Here is a 14,765-nt window from a genome sequence, read left to right on the forward strand (position 1 = left end):
GTTAATTAATCTTGTGAATAATACTCCGCGGTCTGGTCAGACGATGCCGCATCGCCATTTTGTATCTTGTGGCGGATTAATCCCCGCATCGCCCTGTACATGACATAAATCGAAATGGCTGCCCAAACAAATGCAATCGGATATGCCAATATCTCTATGCCGAAATACCGTGCCAATATTCCAGCATCGGTGTGTTCTGTCTGCATCCACAAATCCGTGCGAAAATCGTACAAACTGTACAAACACAGGACAATACCCGTCCATGTTGCCAGGAGATGGGATAAGCGACCAAATCGAATCGTTACAAGAATCAGTACGAGACCGCAGGTCGCGCCAAACCAGAAATCGAGTGTCCCAAATGGCGTGTACAGTACAGCCATTCCAATTTGCAAAACACCGATCAATCCGAGCAATATTCTTTGCGTGCCCAGCCATCGGCCCGTGTAAATCAGCAATGCACCGAGAATGGACGATCCCACATATCCCGCTGAACTGATGAGTGGAAATATTCCCCCTCGGCTGATCACATGCCCCGACTCATTCCACCGCACGCGCAGTTCTTCTACTTCACCACCTGTTGCAATTGCCATACTCGCATGGCCCATTTCGTGTATCCACACCACAAATACGCGAAAGGGTTTTATCACGGGCGTATCCCACAATGCCAGCGCGATAACTGCCAATAGCAGATGCAGCCAGAATGTTCTTATTATGATCATTCCCAATACAAACCTATCGTCCAGATTCGAGATTTACGGAAACGGCGTCCAATTTATCTCGCAATGCGGCATCCAGAACCCATCCCACGCCCCCGATATTGTCCTCTAAATGCGCGATGGTGTCGCCACCTGTAATTGCCACAGTTACTTCGGGATGCGACAGGACCCATGCCAGTGCGACTTGTCCCGGCGTTTTGTCCAGTTCATCTGCTATATCAAACAGGGTTGTTAACACTTTTCCCTCTGCGCCCGCCATCATGGTTTCGTATTGGTCCATTCGGCGTTTTGCCCACAGCGAACCTCCTGGAGGTGGTGCGTCGGGTTTGTAAAACCCGCTCAATAGTCCCACGGCTAATGGACTGTAAACCATTACTCCCAGACCCTCGCTTCGCACAAAGGGAAAAATTTCTCGCTCCAATGCGCGGTGTAACAAGTTGTATGGATTTTGCATGCACATATAAGGCACCAGGTTCAATGTGTGTTGAATCCAGAGGGCTTTACACGCTTGCCATGCCGAATGGTTGCAACACCCGATATAGCGCACTTTGCCCTGATGTACCAGGTCGTCCAATGCGCGTGCGGTTTCTTCAATCGGTGTCGATTCATCGAAGTTATGTACGAGATACACGTCGATACAATCGATGTCCAGTCGGTTCAGGGAACGCTCTACTTCCCGCATGATGTGATAGCGGGATAGACCCTGATCATTTGGTCCCGTGCCGATGCGGCTAAATACTTTCGAGGTGATTACCACATCTTCGCGCTTGCCCTTCAGGGCTTTGCCCAACACGACCTCTGAACGTCCGATATGCGTGCGATCATCTCCGGGACCATAGGTATTGGCGCAGTCGATCAGGTTTATGCCCAGGTCTATTGCTCTCTCAATAACCCTTTGTCCTTCCGCCTCGTCTGCCTGTCCGCGAAATCCCAGACCCAGTGCCAGCCGACTTACTTTCACACCTGCTGAACCAAAATTGATATATTCCATAAAATCTGCTCCTATTAATTATTCATATTTTTCTTAATAAGCCTGGTGCGAGTTTATCTCTTGTTTTATTTGCCCAGGCTTGCAGGTGGGTTTTTAAATTTGCAACGGTTTCAGAGCTTGCCATTTCTTGCCAGCGATTTTGACGTTCACCCGGGTCGCTGGGCAAGTGATACAATTCGGGTTTTCGCACGGTTGACAAAATCAGTTTCCAATCGCCTGAAACCACACACCGCTCTTCTCCTTTATCGAGTTCGGGCTGATTGGGGCCTTCGCCTTTTTTATCGATAAATGGCGTATTTACTATGACAAGTGCCTCGCGTCCTGTTTTGCCACCTTGTCGGATTGAATCGCTGAGGTCTATACCATCGAGGCCCTCGGAGACTGCATATCCCAGGAGGCCGAGGATCGTCGGTATCAAATCGACCGAACTGGTGAGGGTTTCGCCGATTCCACCGCTGGCAATTGCCGAAGGGAATCGCATGAGCAGGGGGATGCGCGCGACAGTATCATAACAGAGGCGTTTGCTGTGGTCATTCCACCGGTGGTCAAAGAGGTGACCGTGTTCGGAGGTAAAGACGACGAGGGTATTTTCTGCTATTCCTTTGTCATCGAGTGTTTTCAACAGGTCGCCAACTGCATCGTCAATCGCTGTACACATCGCGTAGTATTTGCGTCGTTTTTCGTCCTCGGGGTAGAGTTTTTGATAAAGTGCTTCGTATTTTTCGGGGACAGAATAAGGCGGATGGGGAGGATAATAGGATACATAAGCACAGAATGGACGTGTGTCCTCTTTGCGAATAAAATCAATGGCGGCTTGTGCCAGCACATCCGTTTGATACACTTTTTTGCCGTCGATTGTGTAGTAATGCCCTTGTCCTCGGCCGTCGCGGGGATATGTGGGCATTGTCTCCCAGGCGTCTCTCGATGGATCTCCCAGATGCCATTTGCCAAAGTAGGCACACCGATATCCCACAGCTTTGAGGAAATCGGGAAAAAGCGGTATTTCTGGATCTATATCCCATGTGTTTTCGAGCACGCCGTGATTGTGCGGATAAAGGCCCGAGAAAATTGTGCCGCGATTTGGCCCGCAGACGGGTTGTGCGGCATAAGCTCTGTCAAATCGCATTCCGTCCGATGCCAACCAATCCAGATTGGGTGTTATAATGCCCTTTTTTCCATAACATCCCACGCCATCCTGGCGATGTTGGTCTGTTAAGATGAATAGCAGATTGGGCTTTGGCCCCGTGGTAGCCCTGCTCATCTGTGATACATTTTGTGCCATATCAACTCCCATTACATTTCACCAGTCGTTTGCCAATATTATCACCTCGCAGCATGCCGATGAATGCCTGTGGCGCGTTTTCCAATCCCTCGACGATATCTTCCCGGTAATTGAGCCAGCCTTCCTTTAGCCAGACCGACATCTGCTGTAATCCCTCGGCGTGTTGATCTGCGAAATCGCCCACCAGGAATCCCTGCATGTGCAACCGCTTGCCAATAAACCCGCCCATCATCCGGGCCCCCATTTCCGGTTCGATGAGGTTGTATTGCGAAATTTGGCCGCAAACGGAAATTCGGCCCCACATGTTCATGAGGGAAAAAACTGCATCGGTAATGGTGCCGCCCACGTTGTCAAAGTACACATCGACGCCATTGGGACATAAGCGTTGCAATTCGGCGCGGTAATCCGCTGTAGTTTTGTAATTGAATGCACCATCAAAACCCAGGCCGTCAATGGCATAGTTCACTTTTTTATCGCTGCCGGCTATGCCAATGGCGCGGCATCCTTTGATTTTTGCAATTTGCCCGACCAGCGATCCCACGGCACCGGCGGCTGCCGAAACCACGACGGTCTCGCCGGCTTTGGGTTTACCGACTTCCAGTAAGCCAAAATAGGCTGTCAATCCCGGCATGCCGAGAATGCCGAGTGCGGTTGAAACGGGTCCCAGTGAGGGATCTATTTTTCGGAGACCCTTTGCTGAAGAAACCGCGTAAGCCTGCCATCCGTGATCTGCCCAGACAATGTCCCCGGGCTGAAACTCAGAATGGTTGGATGCGATTACTTCGCTTACACTCCGTCCAATCATAACCGCACCAATTTCTACATTTGGCGCGTAGGATTTCCGTTCATTGATGCGCCCGCGCATGTAGGGATCAACGGAGAGGTACTGCGTTTTTAAGAGCAGTTCCCCTTCGCCGGGTTCGGGAATGGGCGATTCTCCAATTGAGAAATCGGATGTTTTGGGATATCCGACTGGACGCGCTGCCAATCGAATTTGAATATTTTTTTCTGCCATAGAAATAGTGCTCCTGATTTCGCGTTAGTTTGGATATCTCATTCTGCATAAACCGCTTCTCGTATGCCCTTCAAATATCCGACGGCAAATAGTCGCGCGATGCCTTGTTCGTCGCCAAATTGATCGTCTCCCATTTTGGGATAGTGGTCTGGGCGGCACACGCCGTCAAATCCAATGTCTCGATACGCGCGCAAACATTCGACGAGGTCCGTTTTGCCATCGTCGTGAAATGTTTCTTCAAATTTATCGGGTTGGCCGACGACATCGCGGATATGTAAGAAGTGGATTTTTTTTTGTTCGCCAAAGTGCCGGATGACCGAGGGCAAATCGTCTGTCATCAGTGTAAAATTGCCCTGGCAAAGCCCAATGCCATTCATCGGACTCGGTACGAGGTCAACGAGTTTCTGGTAGTTTTCAACGCTGCTCATAATGCGCGCAATGCCGCGGATGGGCGACAGCGGTGGGTCGTCGGGGTGCAGGGCCAGTTTGACGTTGGCTTCTTCGGCTACGGGTACAATGCGCTCGAGAAAATACTTCAGGTTGGCCCACTGTTGTTCCTCTGTCACGGTTCCCTGGGAGATCTCTTGTTCGGCTATTGATACGCCGTCAATATTGCGTATGGGGCGCTCGGCGGGATCGCCTTGCGATGCCAGGGCATTGAGATCAAATCCGCTTACATGCGCGCCGCCCCGCGAGGAAATGGATCGGGATGTACGCATGACTCCCAGTATGGGCATCCACGCATAACACCACACGGGGATTTCGAGTTTGCCCATGTTCCGAAGTAGTTCACATACCACTTCAATTTCTTCGTCTCGTCCGGGCAATCCCAGTTTGATCTTTTCCATAGGTGGCCGCGATTCAATGACTTCAAGGGGTATTCCGGCCGCTTCGTAAGCGGCTTTTGCTTTTGCCAGCAATGTGTAACTCCAGGGCTGTTCTTCTGGCTCTGCGTCCGGTTTTGGGTGCAGTGTTATGCCTCCAACTGCGCCTTCGACTCCACATTGTTTCATGAGTGTCCACCTCTGACTGGCTTGTGGCGGTGCCAGGATAGCAATTCTCAGCATGACTATTTCCTTTCACTGTTGGTGTTTTTGCCATTTTCATCGCTGCCCAATATATGCAGACCAGATGCGACATGCCATAAAAAATCTATTGCCAATAGCGCGGTCTAAATGGCTTTTGAGAAGCTATGCTCTTGCATATATTAATAATGACAAAAGGCAACCACCATCTGGCATACAAGGAGGCTCTGCTATGACCTGTTGGAAAATTCTCGCTGTCATCCTGTTGTTCACATCCCCTCTTTTTGCTCAGGAGCAAGCTGAAAACCGCTTCCAGAGAGCGGCGGAGCGATATTTTGCGCGCAATGACAAAAATAAAGACGGCAAATTGTCGCGGGAGGAATTTCCCGAACAACGGCGCCGTATATTTGAACAAATTGACATAGATAAAGATGGCTTTGTCACACTCGAAGAAGATATTCTTTTTCGCGATAATCAATGGAGGAATGCCGTGCGGATTCCAGAAGGTGTAACTGTCCACCGAGACTTGATCTACGGACGGGTTGGGGAAAGAGAACTCCCCCTCGATCTCTATCTTCCGCCCGATACATCATCCCCTGTGCCCGTGGTGATATGGGTTCACGGGGGGGCGTGGCGTGGGGGGGGCAAAGGCAATGGCGGGCGGGCGCGCAATATGACCACACGCGGATTTGCCGTCGTTGATGTGGAATATCGACTCAGTGGCGAAGCCCTTTTTCCCGCGCAAATTGAAGACTGCAAAACAGCCGTGCGGTGGGTGAGAGCAAATGCAAAAAAATACAATCTCGATCCCGACCGCATCGGCGCATGGGGTTCATCTGCCGGGGGGCATCTCGTGGCGATGATGGGGTTAACGCACGATGAAAATGTATTTGAGACGGATGATCACAGCCAATATTCGAGTCGGGTGCAGGTGGTATGCAACTGGTTTGGGCCTACAGATTTTTTGCGTATGAATGATTTTGAGGGTCGAATTGATCACGACGCAGCCGATTCGCCTGAGTCTGAATTAATTGGTGGTCCTATCCAGGAAAATAAGGAGAAAGTCGCTGCGGCCAATCCCATTACTTATGTCAGCAAGAACGATCCGCCCATGCTCATCCTGCACGGGGAAAAAGATCGGGCAGTTCCCTATAATCAGAGCGAGTTGCTCTATGCCGCGATGCAAAAATCGGGATTGAATGTCACGCTTTACAAGGTCGTCAATGCGGGTCACGGCTTTGGCAATGCAGATGACCAGGCATCGCTGGTTGAAATGTCCGTTCAGTTTTTAGAAAAGCATCTCAAATCTCCAACTGATGCCGCATCGCCATAAGATAAAAAAAGCCCTATTTTCACAGGGCTTTTGTTTTTTGAAGCGATAGGCTTTAAGATCTGGGCAAAAGTCAATGAAATTCCAAACTCGCCACAATTTGTTCATATTCGGTTAGCGGATAGCCAGCATCCCGGCTGCCATTGCCGATCATGTAATACCCTACCCCATTGTGGATGGCTATGGCTACGAGAAATCGGGTGCCGGGATATCTTCGGTTGGAGTTCTCCAGTTGAGAATAGCGAAATTGCCATTGAATCGCCTCGCCCACCTTGAGTTGGATGCGATGTTTTTCGCCGATAACGCGATATTGATCAAATGCTGGTACCAGAAACCGGTCTTCAAACGCCTGAACGAGTTGATCCAGTGTCATTGTGTTGAATTCGGCTCGTAGTGCTTGTGGCTCCAGGCGCATTTGTGGACGAAAGCCACCCTCACCCGTAAGCCCAGGACTGAGAATGCGCACGGTCACGGGTGGTAAACCATTGATGTCTCTTTGTGATGTAATGGTTGCTACATCGATACCCCACTGTTCGTTGGGACGACTGACTCGAAATCCCCAGGAGTTGTTGGTATAAACGAGCCCGTCTAAAGTGGGTTCAGGCTCTGTGGGGATTGGCTTACACCCAGAAGCTGTCAACAGGCTACACAGCAAAGCGCAAAATATTCGGGCGTATATCATATCGATCTCCTTTTCGATCAATCGCGAAAGCAGGCAGGTACTGATTATTTGACGCCAGACCGCTGGGCTGTGTTCCTGTCGCGTTGGAGTAATTTCGGATGCAGGCGATAAAATATCGCTTCTATCTGCTTCAGACCTTCGGCCTGTACTACAAAACGCCCATCGATTACCACAGTCGGCGACCTTGTCGGTATCACGCCGAGTGCTCGAGCAGTGGCGTGTATTTCTGCTCTGTTGTCTTTTCCGCTGACGTCAATGCCCATCTGTTTTAAGCAGTTTTCCACAGAAGATGTGTCGGAAGATGCCTTCTGCTTGTGGCACAAAAGGAGGTCGATCATTCGCTCGGGTGCGACCTTTTGTGCCTGTCGGAATAGCGCGTTTTGTTTGTCATTGCCTACAAAATGCAGGCGCAAACGCTCGGAGGCCTGGACTTTTTTGCCCCATTGCAAGAGTCGTTCTGCTATTTGTAATGCCGGAGACACATTAACATCCATAAACAGGTCCATACCATCTATATTCTGGCCTTGAAAAACCCGCGCAATGGGTGTCAATAATACGGTTGGAACAAAATGATCGCCAACGCGCTGCATCAGGTGTGCAAACCGATTAAAATGGGCTGTTTTCTCAAATTCACTGTTCAGCACATAAGCCGGCACCCGGTCCAGCCTATAACGCGCCATCAGGTTCTGTCCTATCTCGCTGTTTACATCTACAGTTTGGAACTCAGCACCGGGAAAGAGCGATAGTGTGGATCGAATAAACGAATACGTATCACACACTGCACAGGTCGCGTCGTTGAGAATGGTCGTTTGAAAGGGAATGGGGTCGCGCACTTCGCATCGCGCCTGGGGCGTCCCACCGTTTAAGCACAGGCCAACTTTGTCCGAGTGTACACAATCCCGATCGCTGAGGCACTCGGGAACATCGGCGCAAAAGGGCAAATTTTTATCATTGCGACAGATGAACTGCGCCACCTCATGAGAAGATGTTTTGACATCGCGCCCATTTACGCGCAATGTGGGCGATGCGTTGATCCCCAGCAGATTGGCCCGGCGAATATTTTCGGCAAATAACGCTTCACCCGCATCGCTTTCGGACAGCTCGGCGATTTTGTCTGCGTCCATGTTCACCTGTGTTGCACAAATGCGCCAATCGGTTGCTATGCCCGATTTATTGCGCCACAAAATGTAATCCCAGAACCGATCGGGATATAGCGACATCACAACGGTTTGCCGTATGCCTTCGGCTATTTCTCTATCGCCGTGCAAACTGCGGAAGCGGCCCGATCCCGTCGAGGTTGTCGCCTGGCATCCAGGCTGTGTTGTCTGTGTCGGGCGTGCGGCAGGAGGGGGCGATGCGACATTCTTTGTAGTATTTGCTTCATCTGCGATAAAATACAGATGAAAGTCGATTTGATCCCCTAACTTGCGAAACAGAGGGGCAAGGGTTTGTTCTGCGTGTATGCCATAGGGACAATCTGCCATCACAAATAGCTCGACGAGAGGGCGACCATTTTGGCTCTGTTCTGTTTCACCATGCCCTGTATCCAATTTGGTTATTGCGTGAGAGGACCCGTGTCCCTTGTGATTTACTTCCGCCAGCATATCGGCAAATCGGGTGTCAAAGTCCGGCGTCTGGTTTGCATCGTGACAGCGCTGGCACAAATCGGGAGATGGTGTGCGACGGATATTGCGGATTTCTGGACGCCGAGCGTGTTGTTCACCAGGTCCGTGGCACACTTCGCATTGCACATTTGTAAGTCGTTTGGCATCTTTGCCAATTTGGAATCCCGTGGGATATCCAAATCCCGTTGTATGACACGTTACGCAGTCGGGCTGATAGTGTTTTTGTTTTTGCAACAAGCGATTAAATGCATTTGCATGATGTGACTGTTCCCAGTCTGCAACCTCGGCAGCATGGCAACCTTTACACGTTTCTACCCCGACATATCTATTGGTGCCCTGACGCACCTGTTCTTCCAGTGCAAATCCTGCAAATCTCGGTCGTGCCGTCTGCTGCAGTGCAGAATTTTTTTGAACCAGATTGTAGAATTCATCCACGAGTCGCTTCACTGTGCGGTCTTCGCCAATGGATTCTGAGAGCAATACAGAGGTGATTTGTTCTGTTTTCACCCGTCCATTTTCTACGTTTAAGGTCGCCTGACCAATTGCTTTGCCCTGGGGGTGGGTGCCCAGCAACAGGGTATTGCCGATTCGATGGGTTGCCTCGGTTGATCGCGTGCTGATCACGACATCTATATCGGCAATATTTTTTACGAGGTCGCGTTCTGCCTCTCGCTCCAAATCGCTCAATATAACTATGAGATCGGTCTTTTGACGCACAGATGCAACTGCTTCCTGGATGCCTTCGAGCCGGACATCTATGCCATCGGGCATATTTATATGCGAGGCACCCGTCCCCATTGCCATACCGTGTACTTCAATCTCCCGTTCACCCGCCACACCTATGACACCTACTCGCACATCGCCCGCGTCCAGAATTTGCACGGGCGCACCCATTTGTACGCCATTTATCTTTAAGTTTGCACTTACAAATGGAACGCCGATCGAATCGCGCATGGTTTCAAAGAACACTTGTCCAAACCGCAATTCTCCCACACCGACATTGGCCGCGTCGTAATGGATGGCTTTCATGGCTTTCAAATGTATTTTGCAACGCAATTGGTCCAATACGGTATCGCCAGCAAATAGACCGCCAGCATCTAATAACAGGGCATTGGGGTACGATAGCTTTATGTCATTTACCATTGTTGCACGCCGTGCAATGCCGCCGAGTTGGTTATCCGCGCAGCCACACACTTCCAGGAAGCTCTGTGTGTCTCCTGTATAAAGCAATACGACTTCTGCCGCTCTACTTTGCCCGATGAGACAAAAGACAGCTAATAGGAGACAGAAAACAAAGGGTGATCTTTCACAATCCCATTTGTGTCCATTTGTGTCCATCTGTGGTTGCTTTCTGTTTTCTGAATTTTACCTGTAAAAAAAGGCCCGATATTTCATCGGGCCTTTAAATACCATTTTATACGGTTACTCTACCAGGCCCAGCCTGCTCCAACGGATTTTTTGAAAAATATTCCACAGTGGCTTTTGGCTATCCCAGGAATAATAAATAAATAAGGGGTGTGCCTTTACTTTTTCCAAGGACACCATCCCCCAAAACCGGCTGTCGTAACTGCTGTCGCGATTATCTCCCATTACAAAAATGTGTCCTGGTGGCACTGTGCGAGGTCCGTAGTTGTCACGCGGGCTGTGCTGTTTGTGTTCTACTCTGGGGTCTTCGTGCTTAACACCTTCTGGATTTTCAAATCGCTTTCCATCTACATATACAATTTTGTTTTTGATTTCCACTGTTTGCCCTTCAACCGCAATACACCGCTTGATAAAATCGCGCGATTCATCTCGGGGGAATTCAAAAATCACCAGATCCCCCGGTTGAGGGGTTGAAAATCCCGGTACGCGAAATGAGGGCAATTTGGTATTCAGTATGGGCACGCGGTCGGGTATTTGCGTGCCGAAGGTCAGTTTATCACCCAGTACGTAATCGCCTTCTAATAGTGTATTTTCCATCGATCCCGAAGGGATATGATACGCTTGTACCAGCGTTCCCCGAATCAAAATGGCTAAAAATATGGCGATTCCCAATTCTCGCAGCATGCTTCGTTTTCGCTTCTTTTTGATGTTTCTTTTGAACATAGTCCTTCCCTTGTGAATTACTGGGTTGTGATATGGCTCCGCGTGGGAGGGGAACTGGCCTGACTGCTTTCTTCAACGATTTTGCGAAAAATAAGTTCGTTCGGGTTGGCCCGTTTCAGCAGATTTGTTTGCTGCGAGCGAAATATCGAGGCTGCGCAAACCGTCTTCAAAGTCAGATAAAATTCCCGATCCATCTCCCGAACGAATTGCAGCCATGAATACTTCGTCAATATCTTCCGATTCGAGCATTTCGCCGACCTCAGTCGCACCGCCCGGAAATACGGTTACACCATTTCCATCGACGGTCGCTCGCATATCGCGCATGATTATATCAATGCCATTTGAGCCACCGCCATTGCGGAGAACGCATGTGGAACTCAGCGTGCCCACAGCACCATTTTCAAATTGGAGCGATAGAGCATATACATCGGGGATATCGAGATTTTCGACATCGTTCAATGCGCGGGTGGCGTAATACGCGTGTACTTCTGCAACATCGCCTACGAGATAACGCAATAAGTCGATCTGATGCGTGGTCTGTTCGACAATTTGTCCGCCCGACTGCGCCATCACGCGCCACCACGGCGTGCCCGGCAAACCGCCCCAGCGATAGGCCAGGGCCATGGCGACGGTCTTATCTTTCAAAAATTCACGCCCCTGTTTTGCCCAGCCTGTATATCGCTGTTGATAGCCCACAGAGGTCAGTACGCCGGATTTTTGAACGGCTTCTAAAATTTCCAATCCCTTTTCCATTGACGGCACCACGGGCTTTTCCAACAACATGTGTACGCCTTGTTGCGCCGCCAAAATCTCCGCATCATAATGTGCAAATGTCGGCACGACGACATACATCGCAGTCAAATTTTCACTGTCCAGCATCACGCGATAGTCGGTATAAGCCGTACCACCAAATTCCGAAGTCGCGCTTTGTGCCGTTTCTTCTTTTATGTCACAAATTGCAACGATCTCGACATCTTCTATATTGGCTAACGCGCGCATATGAGACCGCGCACGCCCTCCAGCACCCACAAAACCCACATTAATGCCCATTTATATCCTCCAGGTATTCTTTTGTTCAAAAATAGACTGCATGGCCAGAACTGTCAAGGGGCACGCCTATTATCAGGCACTCTTTATTATTTTTTTACCACTGGACCTGTAGGCGCTTCCTTGCTGTACAATGTACTGCCTCGCTCGTAAGACGCGACGACTGAACCGGCGGCAATTTCCAATCTGGGTACGTTTTTTTCGAATACATCGCGGTCGGGTCCGCGCATGATTGCCATCTGTTCATCGCTCATGCCCGAGACGAGATCGCCCCACCGTTTTTCCGGGTGGGTCAATTCTCCGCCGCTGCGATTGAAGTTGCGCGATGAATATTTGTGCAAAATCCCCCGTCGCGATATGTCGCTTTTCCACGCCAATGTGCCATGTGTGGTGCCGCCATCCATGAAGAAGAGCACATCGCCCGCTTTCATCTCTACGTGTTTGACCAATCCCATGTGATCATCGCAGGTGCGCACGCCCGGGGGGAGTGAATAATACGCTTTGTGCGATCCCGGCACGCATGCAAATCCACCATCGGCTTCGGTTACATCGCGCAATTGCCAGGTTACGGTTACGGCTTCGCAATAGCTTCGCCCATTTTGATAGATATATCCGCGCCCAGGATTGAGCGGCTCATTGGAGTCGTGCAGGGAATGTCCCGATGTGCCTTTGACTGCGCAAAATGCCGTTCCTCCGCCCGTGCGACCGCCACTGGCACCCATCCAGTTCAACCGATGTTCAACGGCCGGGTGGGCGAGCATTCGTCGGAATGGGTCACAATGGGGACTGGGCAACTGAGTCAGTCCACCCAAAAGGGGTCTGCCCGTGCCCGCGAGGCTTTTTGATCCGCGTGCGAGTTCTTCTCCAACGACGATTCGATCCTCAAATTTGTCAATGGCGGCATTGGCCTGTGCCAGCCATTCTTCATCCATGATTCCGCGTAGCACCAGGTACCCGTTCAAATCCCAAAAGTAAAATTCCTTTTCGTCAATGCCCGAGTTTGGATTTTTCATCAGGAAAGATGGGTGGAAAATCTGGCGGGATTCGTCCAATGCAATTGTCTCCCCATCTGTTTTCAAAGTCGGTGGCGGCGTTGTATTGCGATATCCGGGGCGATAGAGTGATGCGCGCTGTTCAAGTGTTAGTTCTGCCATCAAGTCGGATACTGGCATTTTTTCCGATTCCTGGCCAGGTCCCGCAGAACGGATCACACCGCGGCCTACGTATTCGTAGGATAGTAAGCGCTGGAGTCCCTCGCCTTGCCACGGACGCATGCCCTGTACGACGCTCAGACCGACGATGAGCAGATCGCCCGCTTTTAGTTCGGGTTGAAAAAGATAATCCGAGTCATCTACGCCAGTCAATATATCCTCTGGTGTTTCCACGTTTGATTTGTGGGTACACGGTACAAATACAAATCCGCCTTCTCCGGCTTTGACATCAGAGAGTGCCCAGATTACGCGCACGCCTTCGCAAAATCTTCGATCGTTCTGATGATAATATGCCAGTGCGGGGTCTCGCGGCTCATTGCCGCCCTCCAGCGGAGCCGAGGTGTCACAGGTTTCGTCGCACAGTATTTCGGGTGCACGGTCGAGCCTGAAACCGTGTCCTACAATTTGATTCAGATACCACACGAGTTGGGGATGGATCAGCAAATCGCGGAATGGTTCGCGCAAATCGCCTTCCCAGCCGAGCATGCCTTCGAGCGACCCTGCCCGATTAATCGCGTCATTTAACCGCGCGACTTCAGGACGGGTCAGGACTCCCGGTATATGCAAATAACCCGTTAAATCAAAGGCGTAATTCTCTTCGTTTGTCATCGTTTCCCGGTCCATGGTAGCCTCCTTGACCTCGATTTACCTGTTTGCCTGCCGGTATGCAGGCATGAATGTGGCGGTTTATTCATGATTAAGCTGTGTTGTGACGCTTTGCATTATTTTTTTGCGACTGGACCTTTGGGTGCGTCCTGGCTGTACAATGCACTGCCTCTCTCGTAAGACGCGACGACTGAACCGTTGGTAATTTCCAATCTGGGCACGTTCTTTCTAAACACATCGCGGTCGGGGCCGCGCATGACTGCCATCTGTTCATCGCTCATGCCCGAGACGAGATCGCCCCACCGTTTTTCCGGGTGGGTCAATTCTCCGCCGCTGCGATTGAAGTTGCGCGATGAATATTTGTGCAAAATCCCCCGTCGCGATATGTCGCTTTTCCACGCCAATGTGCCATGTGTGGTGCCGCCATCCATGAAGAAGAGCACATCGCCCGCTTTCATCTCTACGTGTTTGACCAATCCCATGTGATCATCGCAGGTGCGCACGCCCGGGGGGAGTGAATAATACGCTTTGTGCGATCCCGGCACGCATGCAAATCCACCATCGGCTTCGGTTACATCGCGCAATTGCCAGGTTACGGTTACGGCTTCGCAATAACTGCGTCCATTTTGATAAAAGTATCCCCGGGTGGGATTGAGCGGCTCATTGGAGCCATGCTGGGAATGGCCCGATGTGCCTTTGACCGCACAAAATGCCGTTCCTCCGCCCGTGCGACCGCCACTGGCACCCATCCAGTTCAGCCGATGTTCAACGATCGGGTGGGCGAGCATTCGTCGAAAAGGATCGCAATGGGGACTGGGCAACTGAGTCAGTCCACCCAACAGGGGTCTGCCCGTGCCTGCAAGGGTTTTTGATCCTTGTGCGAGTTCTTCGCCAACGACGATTCGATCCTCAAATTTGTCAATGGTGGCATTGGCCTGTGCCAGCCATTCTTCATCCATGACCCCGCGCAGCACCAGGTATCCGTTCAAATCCCAAAAGTAAAACTCTTTTTCGTCAATGCCCGAATTTGGATTTTTAATCAGGAAAGACGGATGAAAAATCTCGCGAGATTCGTCCAATGCAATTGTCTCACCATCTGTTTTCAAAGTCGGTGGCGGCGTTGTATTGCGATATCCGGGGCGATAGA

At 50.6% G+C, this 14,765-nt stretch carries 12 protein-coding genes; 1 reads left to right on the plus strand and 11 read right to left on the minus strand.

The features are described 5' to 3' along the window. Positions 1 to 5: 5 nt before the first annotated feature. From OXG87_21145 to OXG87_21165, 5 genes are read right to left on the minus strand one after another with little or no spacing between them, the layout of a single operon-like run. Positions 6 to 719: a M50 family metallopeptidase gene (locus OXG87_21145; GenBank protein ID MCY3872062.1), complete on the minus strand. Its 714-nt coding sequence runs from the start codon at positions 717 to 719 to the stop codon at positions 6 to 8. A 13-nt stretch (positions 720 to 732) separates the two neighbouring features. Beyond that, positions 733 to 1,707: an aldo/keto reductase gene (locus OXG87_21150; GenBank protein ID MCY3872063.1), complete on the minus strand. Its 975-nt coding sequence runs from the start codon at positions 1,705 to 1,707 to the stop codon at positions 733 to 735. Positions 1,708 to 1,729: 22 nt separating this feature from the next. Then, positions 1,730 to 2,989 carry a sulfatase-like hydrolase/transferase gene (locus OXG87_21155; protein ID MCY3872064.1) on the minus strand — a complete coding sequence of 420 codons (1,260 nt, stop codon included), beginning with the start codon at positions 2,987 to 2,989 and terminating at the stop codon, positions 1,730 to 1,732. Between the two features lies 1 nt (position 2,990). Next, positions 2,991 to 4,004: an NADP-dependent oxidoreductase gene (locus tag OXG87_21160; protein MCY3872065.1), complete on the minus strand. Its 1,014-nt coding sequence runs from the start codon at positions 4,002 to 4,004 to the stop codon at positions 2,991 to 2,993. A 38-nt stretch (positions 4,005 to 4,042) separates the two neighbouring features. Continuing rightward, positions 4,043 to 5,017 carry a mannonate dehydratase gene (locus tag OXG87_21165; protein ID MCY3872066.1) on the minus strand — a complete coding sequence of 325 codons (975 nt, stop codon included), beginning with the start codon at positions 5,015 to 5,017 and terminating at the stop codon, positions 4,043 to 4,045. Between the two features lie 244 nt (positions 5,018 to 5,261). Here OXG87_21165 and OXG87_21170 point away from each other — a divergent pair, with 244 nt between their 5' ends. After that, the gene (locus tag OXG87_21170; GenBank protein MCY3872067.1) at positions 5,262 to 6,362 is read left to right on the plus strand and encodes a prolyl oligopeptidase family serine peptidase; all 1,101 of its coding nucleotides are present in this window, start codon (positions 5,262 to 5,264) and stop codon (positions 6,360 to 6,362) included. A gap of 70 nt (positions 6,363 to 6,432) precedes the next feature. On the opposite strand, the gene OXG87_21175 is transcribed toward OXG87_21170, so the two are convergent. The 6 genes from OXG87_21175 to OXG87_21200 all read right to left on the minus strand — a co-directional run. Continuing rightward, a complete protein-coding gene (locus OXG87_21175; GenBank protein MCY3872068.1) occupies positions 6,433 to 7,041 on the minus strand; it encodes a hypothetical protein in 609 nt (202 codons plus the stop codon). Positions 7,042 to 7,085: 44 nt separating this feature from the next. After that, entirely contained in the window at positions 7,086 to 9,896 is a 2,811-nt protein-coding gene (locus OXG87_21180; protein ID MCY3872069.1) for a multiheme c-type cytochrome, read from the minus strand. 192 nt (positions 9,897 to 10,088) lie between these two features. Beyond that, positions 10,089 to 10,754: a signal peptidase I gene (lepB, locus tag OXG87_21185; GenBank protein MCY3872070.1), complete on the minus strand. Its 666-nt coding sequence runs from the start codon at positions 10,752 to 10,754 to the stop codon at positions 10,089 to 10,091. Positions 10,755 to 10,826: 72 nt separating this feature from the next. After that, positions 10,827 to 11,804 (minus strand): Gfo/Idh/MocA family oxidoreductase, encoded by a 978-nt coding sequence (locus OXG87_21190; GenBank protein MCY3872071.1) that lies wholly within the window; start codon positions 11,802 to 11,804, stop codon positions 10,827 to 10,829. 86 nt (positions 11,805 to 11,890) lie between these two features. After that, complete coding sequence (locus OXG87_21195) at positions 11,891 to 13,636, minus strand: phytanoyl-CoA dioxygenase family protein (GenBank protein MCY3872072.1); 1,746 nt, start codon at positions 13,634 to 13,636, stop codon at positions 11,891 to 11,893. 98 nt (positions 13,637 to 13,734) lie between these two features. After that, positions 13,735 to 14,765, minus strand: a 1,031-nt coding sequence (locus tag OXG87_21200) for a phytanoyl-CoA dioxygenase family protein (GenBank protein ID MCY3872073.1), incomplete at its 5' end; no start/stop codon positions are given.

Source organism: Gemmatimonadota bacterium (assembly GCA_026706845.1).
Lineage (GTDB): Bacteria > Latescibacterota > UBA2968 > UBA2968 > UBA2968 > VXRD01.